The 26043-nt window shown below is 41.1% G+C and carries 25 protein-coding genes and 1 pseudogene; 13 read left to right on the top strand and 13 right to left on the bottom strand.

The annotated features are described in order from the left end of the window. Positions 1 to 7 precede the first annotated feature (7 nt). Positions 8 to 904, top strand: a complete 897-nt coding sequence (locus tag C3007_RS04910; protein ID WP_103853373.1) for a DMT family transporter — start codon at positions 8 to 10, stop codon at positions 902 to 904. A gap of 21 nt (positions 905 to 925) precedes the next feature. Here C3007_RS04910 and C3007_RS04905 read toward each other — a convergent pair whose 3' ends face one another. The 6 genes and pseudogenes from C3007_RS04905 to focA all read right to left on the bottom strand — a co-directional run bounded on the left by C3007_RS04905 (position 926) and on the right by focA (position 7545). After that, the gene (locus C3007_RS04905; RefSeq protein ID WP_103853372.1) at positions 926 to 1366 is read right to left on the bottom strand and encodes a methyltransferase family protein; all 441 of its coding nucleotides are present in this window, start codon (positions 1364 to 1366) and stop codon (positions 926 to 928) included. Further along, positions 1366 to 2106 (bottom strand): pyruvate formate lyase 1-activating protein, encoded by a 741-nt coding sequence (gene pflA / locus C3007_RS04900; protein WP_103853371.1) that lies wholly within the window; start codon positions 2104 to 2106, stop codon positions 1366 to 1368. Before pflA ends, C3007_RS04905 begins: the two co-directional genes overlap by 1 nt. Positions 2107 to 2239: 133 nt before the next feature. After that, on the bottom strand, positions 2240 to 3055 hold the full coding sequence (locus tag C3007_RS04895) for a 5'-nucleotidase, lipoprotein e(P4) family (protein ID WP_103853370.1): 816 nt from the start codon (positions 3053 to 3055) through the stop codon (positions 2240 to 2242). 103 nt (positions 3056 to 3158) lie between these two features. After that, complete coding sequence (locus C3007_RS11535) at positions 3159 to 3599, bottom strand: hypothetical protein (RefSeq protein ID WP_165779955.1); 441 nt, start codon at positions 3597 to 3599, stop codon at positions 3159 to 3161. Positions 3600 to 4303: 704 nt separating this feature from the next. Next, positions 4304 to 6615, bottom strand: a pseudogene (gene pflB, locus C3007_RS04880) (formate C-acetyltransferase). A gap of 75 nt (positions 6616 to 6690) precedes the next feature. Continuing rightward, positions 6691 to 7545 carry a formate transporter FocA gene (gene focA, locus C3007_RS04875; RefSeq protein ID WP_103853366.1) on the bottom strand — a complete coding sequence of 285 codons (855 nt, stop codon included), beginning with the start codon at positions 7543 to 7545 and terminating at the stop codon, positions 6691 to 6693. Positions 7546 to 7810: 265 nt separating this feature from the next. Between focA and hinT the strand changes: the two genes are divergently transcribed. Genes hinT through rlmC form a run of 4 tightly spaced genes read left to right on the top strand, consistent with a single transcriptional unit; the run spans position 7811 to position 10760 of the window. After that, complete coding sequence (gene hinT / locus C3007_RS04870; protein ID WP_103853365.1) at positions 7811 to 8161, top strand: purine nucleoside phosphoramidase; 351 nt, start codon at positions 7811 to 7813, stop codon at positions 8159 to 8161. Further along, the gene (locus C3007_RS04865; protein ID WP_103853364.1) at positions 8161 to 8529 is read left to right on the top strand and encodes a YcfL family putative periplasmic lipoprotein; all 369 of its coding nucleotides are present in this window, start codon (positions 8161 to 8163) and stop codon (positions 8527 to 8529) included. Before hinT ends, C3007_RS04865 begins: the two co-directional genes overlap by 1 nt. Before the next feature lie 8 nt (positions 8530 to 8537). Further along, positions 8538 to 9581: a beta-N-acetylhexosaminidase gene (gene nagZ / locus C3007_RS04860; RefSeq protein ID WP_103853363.1), complete on the top strand. Its 1044-nt coding sequence runs from the start codon at positions 8538 to 8540 to the stop codon at positions 9579 to 9581. A gap of 9 nt (positions 9582 to 9590) precedes the next feature. Further along, positions 9591 to 10760, top strand: a complete 1170-nt coding sequence (gene rlmC / locus C3007_RS04855) for a 23S rRNA (uracil(747)-C(5))-methyltransferase RlmC (RefSeq protein ID WP_103853470.1) — start codon at positions 9591 to 9593, stop codon at positions 10758 to 10760. Positions 10761 to 10781: 21 nt separating this feature from the next. Here rlmC and C3007_RS04850 read toward each other — a convergent pair whose 3' ends face one another. Continuing rightward, on the bottom strand, positions 10782 to 11021 hold the full coding sequence (locus C3007_RS04850; protein ID WP_103853362.1) for a CBU_0592 family membrane protein: 240 nt from the start codon (positions 11019 to 11021) through the stop codon (positions 10782 to 10784). 109 nt (positions 11022 to 11130) lie between these two features. Then, on the bottom strand, positions 11131 to 12273 hold the full coding sequence (argE, locus tag C3007_RS04845) for an acetylornithine deacetylase (RefSeq protein WP_103853361.1): 1143 nt from the start codon (positions 12271 to 12273) through the stop codon (positions 11131 to 11133). 100 nt (positions 12274 to 12373) lie between these two features. On the opposite strand from argE, the gene argC reads away from it, so the two are divergent. The 3 genes from argC to argH all read left to right on the top strand — a co-directional run bounded on the left by argC (position 12374) and on the right by argH (position 15625). Next, positions 12374 to 13381 (top strand): N-acetyl-gamma-glutamyl-phosphate reductase, encoded by a 1008-nt coding sequence (argC, locus tag C3007_RS04840; RefSeq protein WP_103853360.1) that lies wholly within the window; start codon positions 12374 to 12376, stop codon positions 13379 to 13381. Positions 13382 to 13393: 12 nt separating this feature from the next. Beyond that, the gene (argB, locus tag C3007_RS04835; protein ID WP_103853359.1) at positions 13394 to 14167 is read left to right on the top strand and encodes an acetylglutamate kinase; all 774 of its coding nucleotides are present in this window, start codon (positions 13394 to 13396) and stop codon (positions 14165 to 14167) included. Between the two features lie 84 nt (positions 14168 to 14251). Beyond that, a complete protein-coding gene (gene argH / locus C3007_RS04830) occupies positions 14252 to 15625 on the top strand; it encodes an argininosuccinate lyase (RefSeq protein WP_103853358.1) in 1374 nt (457 codons plus the stop codon). 50 nt (positions 15626 to 15675) lie between these two features. On the opposite strand, the gene ispD is transcribed toward argH, so the two are convergent. From ispD to C3007_RS04805, 5 genes are all read right to left on the bottom strand, one after another. Beyond that, positions 15676 to 16383, bottom strand: a complete 708-nt coding sequence (ispD, locus tag C3007_RS04825) for a 2-C-methyl-D-erythritol 4-phosphate cytidylyltransferase (RefSeq protein WP_103853357.1) — start codon at positions 16381 to 16383, stop codon at positions 15676 to 15678. Positions 16384 to 16395: 12 nt separating this feature from the next. Further along, the gene (gene ftsB, locus C3007_RS04820; protein WP_103853356.1) at positions 16396 to 16674 is read right to left on the bottom strand and encodes a cell division protein FtsB; all 279 of its coding nucleotides are present in this window, start codon (positions 16672 to 16674) and stop codon (positions 16396 to 16398) included. A 256-nt stretch (positions 16675 to 16930) separates the two neighbouring features. Continuing rightward, positions 16931 to 18076 (bottom strand): N-acetylneuraminate epimerase, encoded by a 1146-nt coding sequence (locus tag C3007_RS04815; RefSeq protein ID WP_103853355.1) that lies wholly within the window; start codon positions 18074 to 18076, stop codon positions 16931 to 16933. 53 nt (positions 18077 to 18129) lie between these two features. Continuing rightward, a complete protein-coding gene (locus C3007_RS04810) occupies positions 18130 to 19113 on the bottom strand; it encodes a sialic acid TRAP transporter substrate-binding protein SiaP (protein ID WP_103853354.1) in 984 nt (327 codons plus the stop codon). A gap of 385 nt (positions 19114 to 19498) precedes the next feature. After that, on the bottom strand, positions 19499 to 21346 hold the full coding sequence (locus C3007_RS04805; protein ID WP_103853353.1) for a TRAP transporter large permease subunit: 1848 nt from the start codon (positions 21344 to 21346) through the stop codon (positions 19499 to 19501). A 346-nt stretch (positions 21347 to 21692) separates the two neighbouring features. On the opposite strand from C3007_RS04805, the gene C3007_RS04800 reads away from it, so the two are divergent. The 5 genes from C3007_RS04800 to nanA are packed head-to-tail and all read left to right on the top strand — an operon-like array spanning position 21693 to position 25569. Beyond that, positions 21693 to 22382: an N-acetylmannosamine-6-phosphate 2-epimerase gene (locus tag C3007_RS04800; RefSeq protein ID WP_103853352.1), complete on the top strand. Its 690-nt coding sequence runs from the start codon at positions 21693 to 21695 to the stop codon at positions 22380 to 22382. Between the two features lie 18 nt (positions 22383 to 22400). Next, positions 22401 to 23288 (top strand): N-acetylmannosamine kinase, encoded by an 888-nt coding sequence (locus tag C3007_RS04795; RefSeq protein WP_103853351.1) that lies wholly within the window; start codon positions 22401 to 22403, stop codon positions 23286 to 23288. 18 nt (positions 23289 to 23306) lie between these two features. Continuing rightward, entirely contained in the window at positions 23307 to 23777 is a 471-nt protein-coding gene (gene nanQ / locus C3007_RS04790; protein ID WP_103853350.1) for an N-acetylneuraminate anomerase, read from the top strand. A 21-nt stretch (positions 23778 to 23798) separates the two neighbouring features. Continuing rightward, positions 23799 to 24668, top strand: a complete 870-nt coding sequence (locus C3007_RS04785) for a MurR/RpiR family transcriptional regulator (protein WP_103853349.1) — start codon at positions 23799 to 23801, stop codon at positions 24666 to 24668. Positions 24669 to 24687: 19 nt separating this feature from the next. Further along, complete coding sequence (gene nanA, locus C3007_RS04780) at positions 24688 to 25569, top strand: N-acetylneuraminate lyase (RefSeq protein ID WP_103853348.1); 882 nt, start codon at positions 24688 to 24690, stop codon at positions 25567 to 25569. Positions 25570 to 26043: the final 474 nt, after the last annotated feature.

Below are 26043 nucleotides of genomic sequence, written 5' to 3'. Positions count from 1 at the left end.
AACAACAATGTTAGAACGTTATCGTGGGGAAATTATCCTTTTATTTGTTACCATTTCGGCTGCCATTGGCTGGTTCTTTTCAAAATATGCCATTGATGCTTTGCCCTCGGTAGGATTTATCGGCTTGCGATTTTTTCTTGCCGCATTGGTTTTTCTGCCCTTTGCTTACGTTCACTTACGTCGTTTAAGCCGCCAGCAAGTGATAAGTGCGGTGCTAATTGGTGGTGTTTTTGCGGTTTTTCTTGGCGTTTGGATTTTAGCCATCACCAATAATACCAATTTCGGTGAAGGCGCGTTTCTTACTAGTTTATCAATGTTGATCGCACCGTTGCTCGCTTGGATCGTGTTTAAACAAAAGCCGCAATCGAGCTTTTGGCTCTGTTTACCCATTGCGGTTTTAGGCTTGTACTTTCTTGCCTTAGGCAACAATGGTTTTGATCTTTCTTCCGATAACAGCCTGTATTTGCTCACTTCATTATTGGCGGCTAGCTATTTTGTGCTTAATCATCATTATGCGCGCCACATTCCCGTGTTGCCACTTACCACCATTCAGCTTGCTATGGTTGGGATTTTATGTGGTTTGTATTCAATGTTTATGGAAACTTGGCCTGTAAATGTTCCTAATGAAACTTGGGGTTGGTTGGCTGCTAGCGTGTTGATCGCCACCAATTTCCGCTTTTTGCTGCAAACGCTCGGGCAGAAATATTCCAGTGTCGGTAATGCTGCATTAATTATGCTGCTTGAGCCAGTATGGACGCTGTTTTTGAGTATGCTAATTTTCCACGAGCCGCTCACTCCCCATAAGGCACTAGGCTGCGGCTTAATTTTTATTGCCTTAATTTTCTACCGTTTGCCGAAAGAAAAAGTGAAACAGTTTTTGCGTAGAAAAAATGCTAAAAAATGACCGCACTTTCTGTACGGAGAGTTATATCCAGCGTCTAACTTGCTGGCAATATTGTTGATAGGCTTTGCCGAAAAGCCGTAATAGAACTTGTTCTTCTTGCTTAATTTGAAACTGGTTCATAATGAGAACAAAGAAAATCAGCCCCAAAATTGTCAGCCCATTGCCCAGCCATAAAAACCAGCTGAGTAAAATCAACCATAAACTAAGATACATTGGATTGCGGCTAAACCCATAAATGCCTGTTGTGATAAGCTGTGAGGTTTTTTCTACCGCTAGCGGACTGATCGTGGTTTTAGCTTGATGAAATTGCCATAGACTACAAATAGCGATAAGGCTTGCCAGTAACAATATCGGTAAAATAAGAAGCGTAGAAAGGTGAAATAATCCAAAGGGCGGAAGCAAATACATTCCGCCCGCACAAGCAAGGAAAACGAGGGGAGGGGGAAGGATAATCTTCTCCATTAATAACTCACCTTATGCCCATAGCTTTCAAGGATTTGCTTGATATGCTCAAGGGATTCTTTTGTTGGTGGTTTAACATCTTCCAGCTCATATTTTTCCCCCATCGCTTCCCATTTATGCGCGCCAAGGCGGTGGTAGGGGAGTAGTTCAACTTTTTCAATATTGTGCATATCTTGAATGAACTGCCCAAGCAAATGCACGTCTTCATCGCTGTCCGTCCAGCCTGGCACAACCACATAGCGAATCCATACAGGCTGGTTGCGTTTTTGTAAATATCGAGCAAATTCTAAGGTGCGTTTATTGGGCACACCGATCAAATTTTGGTGAACGCGATCATTGAGCTCTTTCAGATCGAGCAACACTAAATCGGTAACATCAAGCAGTTCATCAATAATATGATCATAATGACGAACAAATCCGTTGGTGTCTAAGCAAGTGTGAATACCTTCCTTTTTACAAGCACGAAACCAATCGCGCACAAACTCTGCTTGTAACACGGCTTCACCGCCAGAGGCAGTAACGCCACCGCCAGAAGCATTCATAAAATGGCGATAAGTAACCACTTCTTTCATTAGATCTTCTACGGAAATTTCTTTTCCGCCGTGTAGATCCCAAGTATCGCGGTTGTGGCAGTATTTACAACGCATTAAGCAGCCTTGCAAAAACAGGATAAAACGGATTCCCGGGCCATCAACCGTGCCGCAAGATTCATAAGAATGGTAGCGAGCTAAAACAGACATAATGTTCCTTTGTTAGAGAGAATGTAAAATCGTTAATTTCTATTTAAGGCTTTCAAAAAAAGCATTAAATGGAAATCAATCTGCCTAACAGCAAGGCAGATTGTGTATTATAGCGTAATCTTGGCGAAAAAACTTATTTTCCGCTCCACGCTTTGATGGCATCGTGGCGAATTTTGACACGGCTTTGATCATCGCCTTTGTAATAATCTTTGGCTAAACCGCCTTCCCAATCGCCATAGTTTGGATTTGGTAACATAATGAATTTTTTACCAAATTGCTTGCTATTTTGTTGAACGAAAGCACGGCGTTCTGCGTTAGATTTTTTATAGGTGGCATCACCAAAATCGTTAAGGTTATCACCAACATAAAGGACGATGTCGTAGCCCAGTTTTTCAATTTCAGCAAAGCGAGGGGATTTATTTGATTTGTCTTTTTTCAAATAAAGCACGTCTTCACTTGCGCCGATAAAGCCAAGGGTTTTTAGATCATCAAGGGTTGCGGCTTTTTCTGTGGCATCTTTACGGTTAGAAACGTAGAACACTTTACCGTTGTGGGTATTAACATAATTATTAAATTCCACCGCCCCCGGCACTGCTGCGGTTTCACGCGCATTGACCCAGCGAGTCCAATCTTCACCATTAAAGCCTGTGCCTGTTTGCACTCGCCAGCCTGCATAAGCGCTGTTATCCATCATTGTTTCATCAAGATCAACCACGACCGCTTTCTTTTTACCTTTAGCCGCTTTCGCTTGGTCGAATGCTACTTTTGCCAAATTAAAGGCTTGGTAAGTTAAGGCTTGGTATTCCCCTGATTGTTGCACCCAGTTTAAGCCTAATACCGTTTGCTCTTGTAATTGTTGTTCCGCATTTTGCTGGCTTGAAGTGCAAGCTGTGAGCACAAAAAGGGAAGAAAGGGTGAGTACAGCTAGTTTGAATTTTGTGTTTTTCATCGCTTCTCCTGTAGAAAAGTAAGTTGTAGGAAAGTCATTAAAAAATTCGGTAAAAAACTACCGCACTTATTATAGCAGATAAAATTTCTAGAATAATAATATTCTAGTTAAACCCTCTATCACATTTAGCACTAGTAAATACATAAGAAGTGTATTCATTATCTTCTTCATTTTTATATATTACTGTTACTGGTATTGCAATAGATAAGGTGCTATTATCAATTACGGAAATCTTTATTTCTTCAATGTTATGGACTATGGATTTAATTATTTCGTTCTCCTTGTTTTTTATATGTTCTATTCGTTCTTTAGCTCTACGTTTAATTGTTTCTTTGTTATTATTGCAAAAACTATTTAGCTTAGATTGCTCATAAAAACTTGTGTTTATTAAGGTGTGTTTAATTGATTCTTGATGATTTATACTGTTTTTACTTATAAACAAAGGGATGGATATTACGTTTACACACATCATTAAATAATAAAATGATTTTAGATGTTCTTTTGTTGAAAAAGACTTTATTTCATAAAATAATGCCAGTATCATTAATGTGAGTGGTACGTAAAGAATTAATAAAAGTATTATATTTATTAATAGTATTAGTATAGTGCTTGATAGTGGAAAGAAGTTAATTGTATAGCCTGTAATACCTAAAATTTCTTCTGGCGAAATATATGAGCAATAAGTTAAATACAAAGAAAATAATATGATTAATAAATATTTTAATATATAGTTTTCTTTTGTTTTGTTAAAGTATTTTCTAGAATTTTTACTATGTTCTAATATTACAAATATACAAATTGGAATATATATATAGGTATGTATGTTGTCACTGTGATAGGAGTTGGAAGTTTAAAAAATGAGTAAAAAATCATGCAATAAGCTAGATAGATCAGGATAAATATTTTTATTTGATAAGAATATTTGGTAAGAATAAATGAAAGTTCCTTAGGAAGCTCTTTTGATGCTTTAAGCATTTCCTCAATTAGAGGTATGGCGTATTCCAAAGTCTTTGTTAATGCCTTTAATACTCTTATTAAAGGTTTTAAAGTGGTTTTTAAGAAATACACTAAGACAGTATATAATATATATGCAATAATGTATAAGATTAATAATGTTTTTCTCATTTTTTTCTATATTATTAGGTAGTAATTTTTTATTTTTAGCATTTTCTAGAAAAATGTCAAAAAATAAAAAATCGGCTTTATATCATAAAGCCGATTTTAAAAACCAATACAAGAAATAAATTATTACATTGCTTGCGTGAAAGTACGCGTAATTACGTCTTGTTGTTGCTCTTTAGTTAAAGAGTTAAAACGCACGGCGTAACCAGAAACACGAATGGTTAATTGTGGATATTTTTCTGGGTTTTCCATTGCATCTAACAACATTTCACGGTTCATTACGTTCACGTTTAAGTGTTGTCCGCCTTCAACGGTCGCTTCGTGGTGGAAGTAACCGTCCATTAAGCCTGCAAGGTTACGTTTTTGCGCTTCGTAATCTTTACCTAATGCGTTTGGTACGATTGAGAAGGTGTAAGAAATACCGTCTTTCGCATAAGCAAATGGTAATTTCGCCACAGAAGTTAATGAAGCTACTGCACCTTTTTGATCGCGTCCGTGCATTGGGTTTGCACCTGGCCCGAATGGCGCACCAGCACGGCGACCATCTGGGGTGTTACCTGTTTTCTTACCATAAACCACGTTAGATGTAATAGTAAGTACAGATTGTGTTGGGGTTGCGTTGCGATAAGTGTTGTGCGTTTGAATTTTCTTCATAAAGCGTTCAACTAAATCTACCGCTAGATCATCAACACGGCTGTCGTTGTTACCGAATTGTGGATATTCACCTTCGATTTCAAAGTCGATCGCCACGTTAGATGCCACTACGTTGCCATCTTTATCTTTGATGTCGCCACGAATTGGTTTCACTTTCGCGTATTTGATTGCAGCTAATGAGTCTGCTGCCACAGAAAGCCCTGCGATACCGCAAGCCATTGTACGGAATACATCACGATCGTGGAATGCCATTAATGCCGCTTCATAGGCATATTTATCGTGCATAAAGTGAATGATGTTTAATGCAGTAACGTATTGGGTCGCAAGCCAATCCATAAAGCTGTCCATACGTTCCATTACTGTATCAAAGTCTAACACTTCATCAGTAATTGGTGCTGATTTAGGTCCTACTTGCATACCTGATTTTTCATCGATACCGCCATTGATTGCGTATAACAAGGTTTTTGCAAGGTTCGCACGCGCACCGAAGAATTGCATTTGTTTACCCACAACCATCGGGCTTACACAACAAGCGATCGCATAGTCATCACTGTTGAAGTCTGGACGCATTAAGTCATCGTTTTCATACTGTACAGATGAAGTATCAATAGACACTTTCGCACAATAACGTTTGAATGCTTCTGGTAACTGCTCAGACCAAAGAATCGTTAAGTTTGGCTCTGGTGAAGGCCCCATTGTGTAAAGGGTGTGTAAGATACGGAAGCTGTTTTTGGTAACTAATGTACGACCGTCTAAGCCCATACCAGCTAAGGTTTCGGTTGCCCACATTGGGTCGCCAGAGAATAATTGATCGTATTCTGGAGTACGCAAGAAACGCACCATACGTAATTTCATTACAAGGTGGTCGATTAATTCTTGTGCTTCTTGTTCAGTGATTTTGCCCGCTTTAAGATCGCGTTCAATGTAAATATCTAAGAAAGTAGAAACACGACCGAAAGACATCGCCGCACCATTTTGTGATTTCACCGCTGCAAGATAAGCGAAATAAGTCCATTGCACCGCTTCTTGTGCGTTAGTTGCTGGGTTAGAAACATCAAAGCCGTAAGAGGCAGCCATTTCTTTAATTTTACCCAATGCACGGTGCTGTTCAGCAATTTCTTCGCGTAATTGAATTGTTGCTTGAATATCTTCACCACGCTCTAATTTTTCTTGTAATGAATTAAATTGGTTGAATTTATCTTTCATTAAGAAATCCGCACCGTAAAGGGCTAAACGGCGATAATCCCCGATGATACGACCACGGCCATAAGCATCTGGTAAACCAGTGATTACGCCTGATTTACGGCAACGTAAAATATCTGGGGTGTAAACATCAAATACCCCTTGGTTATGGGTTTTACGATATTCTGTAAAGATATGTTCAATTTCAGGTTTTAATTCGCGACGATAAACTTGGCACGAACCTTTCACCATTTTGATCCCACCGTAAGGCATAATGGCACGTTTTAATGGTGCATCAGTTTGTAAGCCCACGATTTTTTCCAAATCTTTTTCAATGTAACCTGGTTTGTGAGAAGTAATGGTTGATGGCGTATCTGTATCAATATCATAAGGTTCGTGAGTTTTGTTCTCAACCTTAATTTTTTCCATTACGTCATTCCATAATTTCGTGGTCGCTTCTGTTGCGCCAGCAAGGAATGATTCATCACCTTCATAAGGGGTGTAGTTTTTTTGAATAAAATCGCGTACGTTTACTTCGGTTTGCCAGTCACCTGGAGTAAAACCTTCCCACGCTTTTTTTGCGCTTCTGTTAGTTGAGTCATTACTATTTTCCTTTAACGTAAATAAAATTTTAACTATGTAAAAACGGCGAAAAAAACAACCGCTCTTACGCCAAACTAATGTGAATGTGGTTTGTTAGTAAACCACTGCATTAATGCAATACATACCCCGCCACCAACAATATTACCAAGGGTAACAGGAATAAGATTTTTTACGACAAAATGATAAACATCTAAATCAGCAAATTGCGCTGCATTCAGCCCAAGAGATTGCCAAAATTCCGCAGAACTGCAATGGGCAGTGATGATCCCAAGGGGAATCATAAACATATTCGCCACACTATGCTCGAAGCCAGAAGAAACAAACAAACCAATCGGTAAAATCATAATCAATGCTTTGTCTGTTAAGGTTTTTCCTGCATAGCTCATCCACACCGCAATGCACACCATAATGTTACATAAAATGCCTAAGCTAAAGGCTTCAAACCAGCTATGATGAATCTTATGTTGGGCTGTTTTCAAAATCGTCAAGCCCCATTGTCCATTGGCTGCCATTGTTTGTCCTGCGAACCAAATTAAGCCTGCGATGATGATTGCCCCCACGAAATTGCCTGCATAAACGGCAACCCAGTTGCGTAACATTTGAATGGTATTGATGCGTTGCCCTGCGCGTGCCACCAACGTCATTGTTGATGAAGTGAATAATTCAGATCCACAGACAACCACCATAATCACGCCCACAGAGAACACTAAACCGCCAACCAGTTTAGCCAATCCCCAAGACACATTGGCTAGCCCTGTTTGCGTAGTGGTATAAAAGACGAAAGCAAGCGCAATAAATGCCCCTGCTGAAATTGCGGAAAGAAAAGAATAGAATTGATTTTTAGTGGCTTTATAAACCCCAATATCTTCAGCGAGCTGAGCCATTTCCGTTGGCGTTGCCATAAAACTCACGGCGTTTTCTTTTTTCATTCTACCCCCTAAAAGTTATGTGCTAATTCTAAGGGATATGTCCTGAACTTTAAACTAAAAAAGATTTTATTTTTTATAAAATTTATTGTAAATCAATTTTTACAACATTGATTTAACATATCGCAACATTATAAAACTAAAATTTAACAAAATAATAACAAAAGTAATCCAGATTGCTATTTTTGAACTTTTCTGATAAAAATACCCGCACTTATCTATACTGTTTACAAGCAATAATATCCCTTTAAAACACAAGGATTTTCCTATGGCAGAAGAAACCATTTTCAGCAAAATTATTCGTAAAGAAATCCCAGCGAATATCGTTTATCAAGATGAATTAGTCACCGCATTTCGTGATATTTCACCGCAAGCGGCAACCCATATTTTGATTATTCCGAATAAACTGATCCCAACCGTGAATGAAGTTACCGAGCAAGATGAGGTGGCGTTAGGGCGTTTATTTACTGTGGCGGCTAAGCTGGCTGAGCAAGAGGGCATTGCGCAAAATGGCTATCGCTTAATCGTTAATTGCAACAAACACGGTGGACAAGAAGTGTATCATTTACATATGCACTTACTTGGTGGTGAACCTTTAGGAAAAATGTTGGCAAAATAATGAAAAAACTGTTTTTTCTGTGCGGATTAAGCCTATTGCTTGCGGCTTGTAGCTCCATACCTTCTCAAAATATTGTGAGCGAAAATGAGCCTATTTTAAATGTAGAAGCCAATCTCGCGCCATTGATTGAAACAAAATTACGCCACAACAATGTTTGGCTGAAAAACAAAAGTCAGCAGCAGCTTGATGTGGCTTATTATTTCTTTTGGTATGACAAAAATGGCGTAACCCAAGGGGAAGAGCCGAATTTAAACGCGCCCTCAAGTTTGTTGCTGCAACCAAGCCAACAAACCAACTTAACGCCTGTTCCGCCAACAGAGCAAAGCGTCAATTACCGTTTATACCTTCGTTTGAATAAATTGCAATAAGGATTTCAATGTCAGCGTTACTTATCGATCTTACTGGACAAGAAGTTAGCCAAGAAGAATTAGAATTGCTTGCGCACCCCTTAGTCGCTGGCGTGATTTTATTTACCCGCAACTTTTATGATCGTGAGCAAATTCAACATCTTGTTGCTACCTTACGGCAGAAAGTAAAGAAACCCTTATTGATTACCGTCGATCAAGAAGGTGGGCGTGTACAACGTTTTCGTGCAGGCTTTACTCAACTGCCCGCAATGCAAAGTTTCGCTAGCCTAATCGCTGATCCGCAACAGCAACAAGCAATGGCATTGCAAGCGGGCTGGCAAATGGCGGCAGAAATGATCGCACTGGATATTGACTTGAGTTTCGCGCCCGTGCTGGATTTAGGCCATCAATGCCGTGCCATTGGTGATCGTAGTTTTCACGATGAAGCCGCACAAACTCTTGATCTCGCACGCCAATTTATTATTGGAATGAAGCAAGCAGGAATGGCTAGCACAGGCAAGCATTTCCCCGGACACGGCCACGTTCTGGCTGATTCTCACCTTGAAACGCCTTATGATGAACGCCTAAAAGCAGAGATTTTTAATCAGGATATTATGCCATTTCAACAACTGATTGCGGAAAATTATCTTGATGCCGTGATGCCAGCACACGTGATTTATACCCAATGCGATCCGCAACCTGCTAGCGGCTCCGCTTACTGGTTACAACAGGTACTCCGCCAACAGCTTGGCTTTAAAGGGGCGATTTTCTCTGATGATTTAGGAATGAAAGGCGCAGGCTTTATGGGGGATTTTGTGGCGCGTTGTCAGCAATCACTCAATGCAGGGTGCGACTTACTATTGCTATGTAACGAACGTGAAGGCGTGATCCAAGTATTGGATCATTTCCAACCGCAAGAAACTGCCGCGCAATATGCCCTGCGCCAACAACGTTTGCAAGGTTTGTTTAAACGTAGTCAGTTAGATTGGAAAACTTTAGAAAAATCATCACGTTGGCAAGAAAATCAGCAAAAATTGACCGCACTTCAACAAACTTGGTTAGCGAGCGCCTAAATGTCAGCAATGCCAGTTTGTCCGCATTTTATGGAAAGGCAATGCCGTTCTTGCCAATGGCTTGAAATGCCTTATACCAAACAGCTTGATGAGAAGAAAGCCCATTTAGTTCAACAACTTAATGGGATTGATCAATCACAGCTTGAATGGTTGCCACCTTATACTTCTGCGCAACAAGGTTTTCGTAACAAAGCCAAAATGGTGGTGAGCGGTTCGGTGGAACGTCCGATTTTAGGCATTTTGACCGCTCCCAATGATCCACAAAGTGCGGTGGATTTATCCGATTGTTTACTCTACCCTGCGCATTTCGCAGAGATTTTCGCGCAATTAAAAACCTTTATAGGGCGCGCGGGCTTAGTGCCTTATAATATCGCAAAACGCAAAGGTGAACTGAAATATATTTTACTCACCGAAAGCCAAAGTAACGGCACATTAATGTTACGTTTTGTGTTGCGATCTACCGCCAAACTGGCACTTATTCAACGAGAACTACCACAATTATTGGCAAACTTACCACAAATAAAGGTGGTGAGCCTCAATATTCAACCGAAACACGCGGCGATTTTAGAAGGGGAAGAAGAAATTTTTCTCACGGAACAAAAACAGCTCGTTGAAAGTTTTAACCAAATTCCGTTATTTATTCGTCCACAAGGCTTTTTCCAAACCAATCCAAAGGTGGCAGAAGGCTTATACGGCACGGCACATCAATGGATTAAAGTTCTTCCTATTAGCAAAATCTGGGATCTGTTTTGCGGCGTAGGGGGCTTTGGCTTGCATTGTGCAGCGATCTTGCAACAAAAAGGTGTAAACGTGCAATTAACAGGCATTGAAATTTCCCCTTCTGCCATTGCTAGTGCTAGCTTATCCGCAGAAAAATTAGGCTTAGCACAGGTGAAGTTTCAATCTTTAGATGCAGCAAATTTCGCCTTAGCACAAGATGAAAAACCAGATTTGCTGATTGTCAATCCGCCACGCCGTGGCATTGGCAAAGAGTTGGCTCAATTTCTCAATAAATTACAACCGCACTTTATTTTGTATTCCAGCTGCAATGCGGTTTCAATGGGCAAAGATTTGCAAGAATTAGCCAACTACCAAGCACAAAAAATCCAACTTTTTGATATGTTTCCTAATACAGCGCATTATGAGGTGTTGGTGTTGTTAGAACGCTCAGGGGGATGATGAGCGTTCTTTCTCAAGTCCTTAGTGAGATTGAAGGCTTGTCGTGTTTTTACGATGTCTAATCAGCTGAATAACATTGATGATAACGATAAAACCGTCTAACAGCACCACCGGCAAGGCATTTGTGTAGATCGCATAAATGGTAACGAAAAAAGCACCTGTGGCATTTAACAAACGTAATTTTAATAGTGAGTTGGTCATAAATGAAAGCACCACTAATACCGTGCCAAAATAGCCGAGAATATTCATTAATAAATCCATAAAATTTCCTTAAAAAGAATGGGAAAGAAAAAGGGGCGTATCTTAGCACAATGACGCAAAAAATACGGTGAAAAATCACCGCACTTTTTATTTTTAGCAAATCTCTGCGTTAGCAAAAATGCTTAATCAATTTGCTCAACAGTTCGTGAGTGGGTTTGATAAATTCGGCGGAGAGATATTCATCGGGTTGGTGGGCTTGTTCAATTGAACCGGGGCCTAGCACCAATGTTGGGCAAAGTTGTTGAATAAAAGGGGCTTCGGTGCAGTAGTTCACTGCTTCGCATTTTTCGCCAAGCAATTTTTCCACCACTTGGACAACTTGGGCGGAGTGTTCGCATTCATAACCAGGGGTAGGTTCGTGTAAGGCTTTCAGTGAAATGAGATCGCCCCATTTTTCAAACATTGGACGCAGTTTTTCTTGTAGCATTTCATTGAGATCTTCTAAGCGTATTTGTGGCAACGGACGAATGTCAAAATGCAGTTCGCAGCACGCACAAATACGGTTTACCGCATCGCCGCCGTGGATTGCGCCAAAATTCATTGTCGGATAAGGAATGGCAAAGGCGGAATGATGATATTTTTCCTTTAACTCATTACGCATTTCCATTAAATAACCCGTGGCTTCGTGCATTAATTCAATGGCGTTGATGCCTTTCTCAGGATCACTGGAATGTCCTGTTTTCCCCATAATTCGCACCGCTTGCCCGATATGCCCTTTATGCGCGCGCACGGGTTTTAAGGAAGTTGGCTCGCCGATAATGGCACAATCTGGGCGAATATAGCTGTGCTGGCTGAAGGTTCTCGCGCCCAAAAGCGTGGTTTCTTCATCGGCGGTAGCAAGAATCCGCAACGGTTTGCTTAATTTGCTCAGATCAATATGACGTAAGGTTTCTAGCACAAACGCAAAGAACCCTTTCATATCCGCAGTGCCTAAGCCGTAAAATTTGCCCTCTTTTTCCGTGAGTTTGAAAGGATCAAAATGCCAGCGCCCTTCATCAAAAGGCACGGTGTCCGTATGCCCTGCGAGCAATAATCCCCCTTCCCCTTCGCCATAGGTGGCTAATAAATTGAATTTGTTTCGGCTGCCTTCCACGGGAATAATGTTGGTTTTAAAGCCTAAACCGCCAAGCCAAGTGGCAAGCAATTCAATTAAGGCTTTATTCGATTGATCAAATTCTGCTTCTACGCTACTAATGGTGGGTAATGCGATAAGCTGAGAATACATTTCAAGGAAAGGCGGCAATTTTTTCATTAAGTTTATCCTGTATTAAATTAAAGGTTGATTTATGATTAATTATGCACAATAATAGCATAATTAATCAAGTGTTATATTTTTATCTACAAGGTGTTCTATGCAAAAAGTCATTATTATTGGGGCAAGTGGTTATACAGGGGCTGAACTAGCTCGTATTCTAACCTTGCACCCGGCATTTCAGCTCAATGGATTATATGTTTCAGCGCAAAGCCAAGATGCGCATAAAGCCATTTCTGATATTTATCCGCAACTGAAGCAGATTGTTGATTTACCATTGCAACCTTTGGACGAAAATTTAACCGCACTTGCACAACAAAACGATCTGGTCTTTTTGGCCACCGCACACGAAGTTAGTCACGATCTTGCGCCAGTTTTCTTACAAAATCAATGTAAAGTGTTTGATTTATCTGGCGCATTTCGGGTGAATAATGCAGAATTTTATCCACAATATTATGGTTTTGAACATCGCTATCCTGAATTATTAGAAAAAGCGGTTTATGGTTTAGCGGAATGGAATGACAGTGCCATTGCGCAAACGGATTTAGTGGCGGTGGCAGGTTGCTATCCAACGGTGTCGCAACTGAGTTTAAAACCATTAATTGAAAACAATTTATTAGATCTCAATCAGTTACCTATTATTAATGCAGTCAGTGGGGTAAGCGGCGCAGGACGCAAAGCCTCGCTCACGAATAGTTTTTGCGAGGTCAGCCTGAATGCTTATGGCGTATTTAACCATCGTCATCAGCCTGAAATTGCTACTCATTTAGGCACAGAAGTGATTTTTACCCCGCACTTAGGCAATTTTAAACGGGGCATTTTAGCTACTATTACTGCCAAATTGAAAGATGGCGTGGGCGAACAGCAAATTCGTGAAGCCTATCAGCAATATTATGCGCATCGTCCTCTTGTTCGTATTTATGAACAAGGCTTGCCAAGCATTAAAGCGGTGGAATTTACGCCTTATTGCGACATCGGTTTTGCAGTGAAAAATGGCTACATTATCATTGTTGGCGCAGAAGATAATCTGCTTAAAGGCGCGGCAGCACAAGCGGTGCAATGTGCCAATATTCGTTATGGTTTTGCGGAAACCTTGGGATTAATTTAGTGGAAGAAAAGAATGAAACCTTTAGTAATTAAATTAGGCGGTGTGCTATTAGATACCCCGCAAGCAATGGAAAATCTGTTTACCGCACTGGCAAATTATCAGCAAAATTTCGACCGCCCTTTGCTTATCGTACACGGCGGTGGTTGCGTGGTGGACGAATTAATGCAGCGCCTTGCATTGCCTGTACAAAAGAAAAACGGCTTAAGAGTAACGCCAGCAGATCAAATTGATATTATCGTCGGTGCGCTGGCAGGCATTGCCAATAAAACCTTGGTGGCACAAGCTGCGAAATTTAATCTCAACCCCGTGGGGCTTTGTTTGGCAGATGGCAAACTCACCAGTGCCCAAGCTTTTGATGAAGAACTTGGCCACGTTGCCAATGTGAAGCCAAATAATCCCACCCTTTTGAATACCTTGCTAAGCGAAGCTTTTCTACCCATTATTAGCTCCATTGCGGTAGACGATCAAGGGCGTTTAATGAACGTCAATGCAGATCAAGCGGCAACGGCAATTGCCGCATTAATTGGCGGCGATCTGGTGATGCTTTCTGATGTTGATGGCGTTTTAGATACCAATAAACAGCGCCTGCCACAGCTTAATAGCGAACAAATTCAACAACTTATTCAGCAAGGTGTGATTACAGATGGAATGATCGTGAAGGTTAATGCTGCCTTAGATGCAGCAAAAATGCTTAACACAGGCGTGGATATTGCTAACTGGAGATATCCAGAAAAATTGACCGCACTTTTTGCAGGTGAGATAATCGGCACCAGAATTTTACCTTAAACGTAAAGCAATTTGGTATGGGCGAACATTTGGGTTCGCCTCTACATTTTTTAATCATAAAAATCAAAAAAATAAGGATAAACTATGGCACTTTGGGGTGGACGTTTCACACAAGCAGCAGATAAACGTTTTAAAGATTTTAACGATTCACTACGCTTTGACTATCGCCTTGCAGAACAGGATATTGAAGGCTCAATCGGCTGGTCTAAAGCCTTGGTTAGCGTTGGCGTGTTAAGCGCGCAAGAACAACAACAATTAGAGCAAGCCTTAAACGAACTGCTGATTGAAGTGCGGTCGAATTTGCAAGGTATTTTGCAAGATGACGCTGAAGATATTCACAGCTGGGTAGAAAGTAAGCTCATCAACAAAGTGGGAAATCTGGGTAAAAAATTGCACACAGGGCGTAGCCGTAACGACCAAGTGGCGTTAGACATCAAAATGTGGTGCAAACAGCGTGTAACCGAGTTGCAATATTCCATTCGTGCCTTGCAGACCAAATTGGTGGAAACCGCAGAAAACAACCAACACGCCGTAATGCCGGGTTATACCCATTTGCAACGTGCGCAACCCATCACGTTCGCCCATTGGTGTATGGCTTATGTGGAAATGCTTGAACGTGATTATTCTCGCCTCACGGACGCTTATCATCGAATGAATACTTGTCCTTTGGGAAGCGGTGCGTTAGCTGGCACGGCGTATGCGATTGATCGTGAGCAATTAGCGCAGGATCTCGGCTTTGCAATGGCAACCCGTAACAGCTTAGACAGCGTTTCCGACCGTGATCACATTATCGAATTGCTTTCCACCGCTTCGTTAAGTATGGCTCACCTTTCACGTTTTGCAGAAGATATGATTATCTTCAACAGCGGTGAAGCAGATTTTGTGGAGCTTTCTGACCGCGTTACTTCAGGTTCTTCCTTAATGCCACAGAAAAAAAATCCTGATGCTTGCGAACTCATTCGTGGTAAAGCTGGCCGTGTAATGGGCGCGCTAACTGGAATGTTGATGACCGTAAAAGGCTTGCCACTGGCCTATAACAAAGATATGCAAGAAGACAAAGAAGGCATTTTTGATGCTTTGGATACTTGGCAAGACTGTTTGGATATGGCGACTTTCGTGTTAGATGATATTAAAGTGAACGTTGAGCGCACCCGTGAAGCGGCACTAAAAGGTTACTCAAATGCAACCGAACTAGCCGATTATTTAGTGGCAAAAGGCGTACCATTCCGCGATTCTCACCATATTGTGGGCGAAACCGTGGTATATGCCATCAGCGTACACAAAGGCTTAGAAGATCTGAGCTTAGAAGAGTTCCGCCAATTTAGTGATGTGATCAGCGATGATGTGTATGAGATCCTATCGCTACAATCCTGCTTAGATAAACGCTGCGCCAAAGGTGGGGTGTCTCCACTGCGTGTGGCAGAAGCCATTGCTGAAGCAAAAGAGCGGTTGAAATAATTTGAGTTTTTGAAATGAAGGGCAAAGGAAAGGTTGCCCTTTCTTTTTGCTTATGATGAAGTAAGTGCTGTTCTGCGACTTAAATAAAACTCCGCCAACGCTAAATCTTCAGGGCGGGTGATTTTGAGATTATCACTTTTGCCTGCCACGAGATGAGGGTGAAAGCCCATTAACTCCATTGCAGAGGCTTCATCTGTGATGGTGAAATCGTTGGCTAAGGCTTGCTGTAAGGCGTGTTTTAGTGTTTGAGCGGGGAAAAATTGGGGCGTTTGAGCAAGCCAAAGTTGTGAGCGATCTTCTGTTTGTTGAATTTGTAAGCTTGAATTTGTGCGTTTTATGGTATCCACGGCTGGAATGGCTAAAATTGCCCCATTGATGTCGTTGATTTGTAATAATTTATCGAGATCTTGATGAGTCAGGCAAGGGCGTGCGGCATCGTGTACCATAACCCAAGTGTTCGCGTTGTTTTTAATTTGTTGTAAGCCATTTAGCACGGATTCCGCTCGTGTTTTTCCCCCTTCAACAAGCTGAATTTTTGAATGATTGAGTAAGTTGATTTCTGCTAAATAAGGATCGCTGGAGGTTACCGCCACAATAATTTGGCTAATGGCAGGGTAGTGAATTAGCACTTCAAGGGTATGCTCAAGAATGGTTTTTCCCTGAATTTTTAAATATTGTTTCGGTTTATCCGCTTGCATACGGCTACCAATACCCGCTGCTGGGACAACGGCAATAATTTCACGGGGCGAATGTTTCATTATTGATGCTCTTTACTTATGCTCTTTCACTATGCGATAAAAAGTTTCGTTATTTTTTACCATTTCGTGTTGTAATCTGGCGCGCTCTTCAATGGCGTCCACCCCTTCTTTGAGATCTTTAATTTCTGCCGCAATCACTTGATTACGCTGGGAAAGTTTTTCATTTTCTTGTTGGCGAAGGGTGATTTCTTTTTCGGTGTTTTTGTAATCTAAATAACCGTTTTTGCCGAACCAAAAATTGTATTGAAAAAGTAAGGCAAAACCCGCCAAAATAAAAATTAATAAACGCATAAATTTTCTCGTCAATTGAACGTAGCGATAGTTTACCTTGAAATGAGTAACATTTGTAGTATAGTCGTTTGATTTCAAAATAATACTGTGTTACTTCGCCTTGCCGTACTAGTTGTACTGTCTGCGGCTTGTTGCCTTGTCTTATTTTGAACTTAAATGACTATAAATGGATATTTTTAAGTGCGGTGTAATTTTGGCGAATTTTATGAAAAAAGCCTCGTTAGACGAGGCTTTAGATTATGTTTATCGGTATGTTTTATTCAACAACCAGTTTTTTTCCGTCATAACTCATTGTTTGAACTGAGGTGAGCGCTTTTCCTCCTTGACCTTCACCACCGATTAATAGCACTTTGTTATCATAGCTGACACTTACCCCATAACCAATCGGCTCTGGTAAGTTACCAATGATTTTCCAAGTGCCTTTTTTGGCATTGAGTGCATAAACATCACTATGCCAAGTTTTTTTCAACCCACCAGTGCGATGTGCATCGGTGATACCATTTTGATAATTTGCTCGCGCGCCCGGGAAGTTTGCCCCACCGGTTACGATATAGTTACCGTAGGTGTAGCCCCCCATTGCACCTGCAATACCTTCTTGTTGTTTTTGCCCTTTCGGTGTTGGTAAATCACCTAATTTTTTCCAAGTAACTCCATTTTTACCGATTGTACCAAGTTCCGTGGTTTGGGTTCGCAATCCTGCTTTTACTTCTCCGTTTACAACAAGAAGTTTGTTATCCTTAATTGCTACAGCTGCCCCTGCTCGTCCTGAGTATGGGAAAATGCCTTCGTTACGCCACGTGTTGGTGGCTGGCTCGTAGCTGACAATTTCTGGTGAGAAGAAGAAATCCTGTACGCGTAAATTGAAATAAGGATCAAAAATGGCTTTTTCTTTGTCTTTATCGCCACCTGCGGCTGCGATGTCTTGGAAAAGTCCGTTCCAAATTTCTTGGTTAATTCCGCCTACAAAATAAATTTTACCGTTCGTTTCTGCCACACTTGCGCCCACAGCTGAACGTGGTGAGCGAGTTTGCAATTTTGTCCAAGAGTTTGTTTCTGGATCATAGCGATAAGCATCATTAATCACTTGATTTTTCGCCACATCAGTATCTTGGAAACCGCCAAACACATAGAGCTTACCATCTACGCCAGCAGAAACTGGTTGATTACGTTTTCCACCTGGGAAAGCAGGCAATTCTTGCCATTTAGCATCTTTCTCTTTTAAATTAAGAGAATAGAATTTATCTCCACCCGTTCCTAAACCTACATAAACGGTATCGCCAATTAATGCCCCTGTTCCGCTTTTAATCCCTACAGGCAAATCAGGGTATTGGCTTGCTTGTGCAGCAAAGGCTGTCATTGCAATGGCAGCAAATAATGCACTGTGTAATGCTGTTTTTTTCATATTGACCTCTTGTCGTTAAGGTGATTGCTTAATAGATTGAGTAAGCAAACCGCTTATTTAGCTAACTCAGAGATTTCTTCTACAGCTTGTTTTCCAACTTCACCATTCTTTTTCAAGTATTCATCGTAGTATGGTTGTAATGCCGCTTTGAACGGTGCAAGATCTGGTTTTGTTACGGTTACGCCTTTTTCTTGGAAGAAAGCGATTAACTCATTTTCACCGTCCACAAATAATTTTGTGTGATAATCTGCAGCTTTAAGTGCGGCTTCTTTCACCACAGTTTTCAAATCATCAGGTAACTCATCAAGGGTTTCATTACTGATAACGTAAAGTTGGTCATTTAAAATGTGGTTGGTTAACGCTAAGTATTTTTGCACTTCATAGAATTTTTGCGCTTGAATGGTTGGTAATGGGTTTTCTTGGCCATCTACCGCATTGGTTTGTAACGCAAGATACACTTCAGAGAACGCCATTGGTGTTGGGGTTGCACCGACATATTTCGCGAAAGCAAGGTTAGTCGCCGCATTTGGCACACGAAGTTTCAAGCCTTTCATATCCGCAATGCTGTTAATTGGGCGGTTTGAGGTGGTTTGGCGAGTCCCGTTATAACCGATAGAAAGCACGCTCACGCCTAACTCTTTATTGATTTTAGCGAATAAGTTTTTACCAAAGTTGGTTTCTAACACGGCTTTTTTCGCCACATCAAAATCTTTTAACATATAAGGCAGTGCAAACACTTCCGCTTCAGGATAGAAAATTTGGAAACGGGCAGATTCAGCAAGGGTGAAGTCTAATGCGCCGTCTTTAAGTTGCTTTAACATTACGCGGTCATCACCAAGTTGAGCGCTTGGGAAAATTGCAACTTCAATTTTACCTTGAGATTTATCTTTCACTTCTTTTGCGAAGAACTCAACGGCTTTGTATTCATTGGAGCTTGTACCAGCAACCATACCAAATTTTAAGTTATAGTCTGCGGCAAACACCGAGCTAGATAGACCTAAACATAATGTAGCAAGAGCAAGTTTGTTTAATTTCATTGCAATTCTCCTTTCATTGATTTGCAGAGTGAACAGAACATTTCAATCTAAATGGTTAGGGCATATTTCTCTTTGGGGATACGACAACGCCAAACAACGGAGGAAATGTCCTAATGGCTATATAATAAATGAAGTAATATTTCATTACTGAGAGCTGTATCACAAAATTGAAAAAAGATTGAAAAAACTTTTAAACGCATTTTTTCTTGAAATCACTTGGTTTTAAACGCATTAAGTATTTTTTGATGTGAAATGATACTCCATTTTTTGCAAAAAGGATTTTTCTAAGAATCAAAGTGCGGTGCTTTTTTTCGGAATTTTTAGTGATAAATTGGCGATAAAAAAGCGGGTGAATTTTCACCCGCACTTTGTTTTTGCCTTTCTCTTATGGCATTAAGAGATTTGGTATAAAGGTAATAATTTGTGGGAAGATGGTGATAAGCACCAAGGTAGTAAACACAGGGATTAAGAACGGTAGCACCCCTTTAGTTACCGTACTCACTGGCATATTCCCCACACGGGCTACCACGAACAATGCCATTCCCATTGGCGGTGTTAAAATGCCCACCATCATATTTAATGTGGTCATCACGCCAAAGAAGACTAGATCAATGCCGAAATGCACCGCAATAGGAATTAACATTGGTAGCACTAAGAATTGTAGCGCAAGGGCATCAATAAACATTCCTAGGAATAAGAGCAGCAAGTTGATCATAATAAGCACCATTGTTGGTGTATCAGCTACTGCCATAAAGAGATCGGCAATGCGCATTGCCACTTGCTCACGAGCGATCATATCGCCGAAGAAGGTTACCGTCATCACCATTAGGGCGGTTACCCCGGTGATTGCCATCGCTTCCACACAGCTTTTGAATACCATTTTTAGCGTGAGTTCGCGGTACACAAACATTCCAATAATAATGGAGTAGGCAGCGGCGATCACAGCAGCTTCTGTTGGGGTGAACAAGCCAGAGAAAATGCCGCCAATAATTAAAATTGGGGTGAGGATTGCCCAAATGGCTTTTTTGAATGCTTCACAACGTTGTTGTAATGAGGCTTTTGGCGTTCTTGGATAATGACGTTTTTTCGCAATGGCATAGTTCATCGCCATTAATGCGATTGTGAGTAAAACCCCGGGTACAAAGCCTGCGACAAAGAGTTTGGCGATAGATTCATTGGCGATCACACCATAAATAATCATCGCAATACTTGGTGGTACAAGGGGGCCAATAATACAAGATGCCGCCGTGATCCCTCCACAAATATCATCATCATAACCGGCATCACGCATCGCTTTAATTTCAAGCTGACCTAAGCCACCAGCGTCTGCTAGTGCTGAACCTGACATTCCAGAGAAAATCAAACTTGCGCCGATATTAACGTGTCCCATACCGCCAGAATAATGCCCTAACAAGGCTTTGGCAAAGTTGAAAATCCGTTCGGTTATGCCACCTGTGTTCATCAAAATTCCCGTTAGGATAAAGAACGGCACGGAAAGCAATGGGAAGCTGTTTAGGCTATCAACTAATTTTGATGAGGCAGAATTGACCACATTCCAGCGAGTCATTGCGAAATATAAAATGGTAACAATAAATAGCGACCAGCCCACAGGTGTGCCAAGGAACATAATCACAAGCCACACAATTAAGCAGACATACACCGCATTGCTGCCAAGTTTGATGTAGTTGCTAATGCGTAAGGCTTTGAACCATTCTGGGTGAGTCATCAAAATTGCAAACAGAAGCAACGCGAAAATAATGTAGAAAGTGGCTGGCAAATAGCTCAATTGATTTTTGTAATTTTCACTTTGCGCTTGCAGAAAGCGAATAAACACTAAAATTGAAATGAATGGTAGAGGCGCATAAAGCCATTTTTCCGAAATCTGCAAGGATACAATTTCAAAACTGGCATCTAAAAAGACTTTGAAACCTAAATAGATAAACAAGAAAATACAAGCAAAGATAATCAGTTGAACAAAAGAGTTGATGGCTTTTCGCACCTTCTCAGGCATTAAATTGGTGAGAAAGTCGATGTAAACGTGTTGTTGCGAACGCGTTGCCATACTAATGCCAAACATAGCGACATAAACAAAGAGTAAGCGAGCCAGCTCTTCACTCCAGATAAACGGAGAATCAAAAACTTGGCGAGCGATGATTTGGGCAAGAAGAATGATAAAAATGACGAGGAATAAAACGCCACCCACCCATTCTTCTAATTTATTGAAATATTTCATAGGAACTCCAAAGATGTTCAACTAAATAGTGCGATATTTATCTATAATGAAATGCGAAACAGATTTGCCTTATAATGCTTTCATTCTCAAATTTTAATGAAGTAATATTTCAAGAAAATCCTAATTTTGGTTTGAGAGGAGAGAAACAGCATTTTCAGCAAAAAACGTATTTCCCTTTTAAAATACAAGGCGAGTGGAGTTTTTTCAAATTGTTTTATGAAATTTTACTCCAATTTATGATCTAGATCTCACTTTTAAACTATTTTTCTTGTATTTTATTTTCAGAGGTCTATCCTAGCACCCAGCGAAAATTAACTTCCTTTCTTAAAAATATCTTGGAGTTTATATGTCAAAATTATCACATCAAGATGTGCTAAACCAGATTCGCTACGGGCTTATTGCCTCTTGCCAACCAGTTGATGACGGCCCTATGGATAAGCCTGAGATTGTGGCGGCAATGGCACAAGCTTCAGTGCAAGGAGGCGCAGCTGGATTGCGAATTGAAGGAGTCGAAAACTTAAAAGCCACGCGCCCTGTGGTGGATAAGCCCATTATTGGGATTGTAAAACGTGATTTGCCAGATAGCCCTGTGCGTATTACCCCGTTTTTGCAGGATATTGAAGATTTAGCAGCGGCGGGCGCAGACATTATTGCCGTGGACGGCACGCTGCGCACACGCCCTGTTTCCCTTGAAAGTGCGGTGAAAAAAATCAAAGAATTAGGCTGTTTGGCGATGGCAGACTGCTCAAATTTGGAAGAAGGGCTATATTGCCAAAAACTTGGCTTTGATATTGTGGGCAGCACAATGTCGGGCTACACCGGCGGCGAAGTGCCTGATGAGCCTGATTATCAGCTAGTGAAAGATCTCAAAGCCGCAGGCTGTTATGTGATGGCGGAAGGGCGTTACAACACGCCAGAACTGGCGAAAAAAGCCATTGAAATTGGCGCAGATGTGGTTACCGTGGGATCGGCGCTCACTCGCTTAGAACATATTGTGAGCTGGTTTGCCAGTGCGGTGAAATCAGCAAAATCATAACCAACACAAGGACGGCGTATGCGTTGTTTAGCATTAGATATTGGTGGCACAAAAATTGCTGCCGCATTGGTGGAAAATGGCGTGATTTCACAACGCCAACAAATTAGTACCCCGCAAGATCAGTCTGCACAAGGAATGGAGCAGGCGTTAGAAACTTTAGTTACAGGCTATGCAGGGCAGTTTGATGCGGTGGCTGTGGCGTCCACAGGGATTATTAATCGTGGCGTGCTAACCGCATTAAATCCGAAAAATTTGGGCGGCCTTGCCAATTTTCCACTGAAAGCGTGCATTGCGCGTTACACCGATAAGCCCATTGGCTTACTCAATGACGTGCAAGCTGCGGTCTGTGCGGAATATCAATTACAAGCACAAGATCAAAGTGCGGTGCAAAATTTCTTATTTATTACCGTATCCACAGGCGTGGGCGGTGGGATCATTTTAAATGGCGAATTAACCACAGGCGAAAACGGCATTGCTGGGCATATTGGCCATACCCTTGCTGATCCCAATGGGCCAATGTGTGGTTGTGGGCGTAAAGGTTGTGTGGAAGCCATTGCATCAGGACGCGCCATTGAGGCGGTGTCTTCACAGTGGGAAGAACCTTGTTCACCAAAAGAAGTATTTGAACGCTTTAGAAAAAATGACGAAAAAGCCACTGTACTTGTGCAACGTTCTGCGCAAGCCATTGCCAATTTAATTGCCGATATGGTGATTAGCTTAGATATTCAAAAAGTGGTGTTAGGCGGTAGTGTGGGCTTGGCGCGAGGATATTTACCTTTAGTACAACAATATTTACAGACAATGCCCAAGTTTTATCAATGCCCTGTTGAAGCCGCTCAATCTGGTGCTGATGCAGGCTTATTGGGGGCGGCTTATTGGCTAGAGCAACAAGTAGCAAAACAATAAAAATCAAAGGAGTACGAAATGATTTTAGGCGATTTAACCCGTGATGATTTTTCCAGAGGTTTACCAATGGTACTGGCAGAAATTTGTCATCAATTAAGAAGAATGGATCTCACCAAATTAACCGTAGGACGCCACGATCTCACCGATCAAATTTATATGAATGTGATGGAGTTTGACACCGCACCAAGTGATAGCAAACAAGCTGAGCTTCACCATAAATACATTGATATTCAACTGCTTATTAGCGGCAATGAAGTGATTGAATATGGTGTAAATGAGCCTGATCTCAGCACCTATAATGAATACAACGAAGCAGATGATTATCAGCTCACGCCAGAGATTCCAAACAAAAGTGCGGTGTTTTTAACACCGAAAATGTTTGCCGTGTTTTTCCCTTATGAGCCTCATAAACCAGGTTGTGTGGCTGGGGAAAATCCTGAATTTATCAAAAAATTAGTGGTAAAAGTGCCAGTGGAGTTAGTGAGTTAAACAAGCACAGGGGGAAGTTTTATGGTTGCAACAAGCGGGAATATTCTGGATACCATTGGGGCGTTGTATAACAGCCTGACAAAAACGGAGAAGAAAATTGCGACTACGATCTTATCTTCTCCACATTTGTTAAGCCAATTTTCATTGGCAGAAATTTCACAGCAGTTTGATGTGGGGGAAGCGACTTTTATTCGCTTTTGCCGAACCCTCGGGTTCAAAGGGTTTACCGATTTCAAATTGCAGCTTTCCATTGAATTGGCAACCAAAGAAAAACAGCCAAATTCTTTGTTAGATAGCGATATTAGTAAATCGGACGATCCGCAAAGTATCGCAGAAAAATTGCATAATTCCATTAATAATGTGATTAAAGAAACCATTAATTTGCTTGATGTAAAACAGCTTGAACAAGTGGTGCTGGCAATGCGTCAGGCAAAACGCGTGTTTCTTTTTGGCGTGGGCTCATCAGGCATTACCGCAGAAGATACAAAACACAAATTAATGCGTATTGGGTTACAGGTGGACGCTATTAGCAACAACCATTTTATGTATATGCAAGCTGCGTTGATGAATAAAGATGACGTGGTGATTGGCATTAGCCACTCAGGTTATTCTAAAGAAACCACGCAATCTTTAAATATTGCCAAGAAAAACGGAGCAACAACGGTGGCATTAACCCACAATTTACGCTCGCCCATTACACAGGTTGCCGATTATGTTCTCATCAACGGACATAGACAGGGGCAACTACAAGGAGATTCTATCGGAACAAAAATTGCACAGCTCTTTGTGTTAGATTTAATTTATGCCTTGATCGTGCAAGCCGAAGAAGAAAATGCAACAGAAATGAAGCAAAAAACCGTGAATGTAATTTTAGAACAGCGGATCAAATAAATTAGTTTAGGAGAAACCAATGAAAAACTTAAAAGGCATTTTTAGCGCCTTGCTTGTATCTTACAACGAAGACGGCTCAATCAATGAAAAAGGCTTGCGTGAAATTATTCGCTACAACATTGATAAAATGAAAGTGGACGGCTTGTATGTGGGCGGCAGCACAGGGGAAAACTTTATGATTTCCACTGCGGAGAAAAAAGAAATTTTCCGCATTGCCAAAGACGAAGCAAAAGACCAAGTAGCATTGATTGCGCAAGTGGGTAGCGTAAATTTGCACGAAGCCGTGGAATTAGGGAAATACGCCACGGAACTTGGTTACGACAGCCTTTCTGCGGTAACCCCGTTCTACTACAAATTTAGCTTTGCAGAAATCAAACATTATTACGACACCATTATTGCCGAAACAGGCAATAATATGATCGTCTATTCCATTCCATTCTTAACTGGTGTGAATATTGGGGTAGAGCAATTCGGCGAGCTTTACAAAAACCCGAAAGTGTTAGGCGTAAAATTCACCGCAGGCGATTTCTATTTGTTAGAACGCTTGAAAAAAGCTTACCCAGATCATCTTGTGTGGGCAGGCTTTGATGAAATGATGCTACCAGCCGCTGCCCTTGGCGTGGACGGTGCGATTGGCAGTACGTTCAACGTTAATGGTATCCGTGCAAGACAAATTTTTGAACTTACCCAAGCCGGCAAACTTGCCGAAGCCCGCGAAATTCAACACGTTACCAATGATCTCATCGAAGGCATTTTGGCAAACGGCTTGTATCTCACCATTAAAGAATTGCTTAAACTTGAAGGCGTGGACGCTGGCTACTGCCGCGAACCAATGACCGCCAAAGCCACCGCACAACAAATTGCCGTGGCAAAAGAGCTAAAAGCGAAGTTTTTATCATAACAAGAAAAAAGAGCGGAAAATCTCCGCTCTTTCTTAGTCATCAATAATTTTTGGCTAGCGTGTCTAGCCTTTTTTCTTATGTGTTTTCCCTACTCGTACAAAACAAAGTGCGGTGCAAATTTTTGGACATGATAAACAAAAGTATTGGTAAAAAGATGTTTAGAGCCTTATAGTATAAGGCTTTAGGTCACTTTTTTGAAATATGAACCTAAAAAATGCATTTTTTGCTAAGTTCAAGCATTCAAAAAAAGGGCGAGAAAAATGGCGTTCGGTACTGTAATGTGCGCGTTATCATAAGAGCTTCTCTCTCTCCAAACGACCAAATTCTATTCAAATTTAATATGAATATACTGTTAAGAAGCCAAACATACCAACAACTTGCTGAGGTTCATCAATATTCTATTAGAACTATTCAAAGGCACATTGATAAAGTCCTAAAATCCACATTAAAACCTGTCATTTACTTATTGATAC

Origin of the sequence: Avibacterium gallinarum (genome assembly GCF_002921135.1) — a bacterium.
GTDB lineage: Bacteria > Pseudomonadota > Gammaproteobacteria > Enterobacterales > Pasteurellaceae > Avibacterium > Avibacterium gallinarum.
The sequence above is the reverse complement of the archived record's forward strand: the minus strand, read 5'-3'. Positions and strand labels throughout refer to the sequence as shown.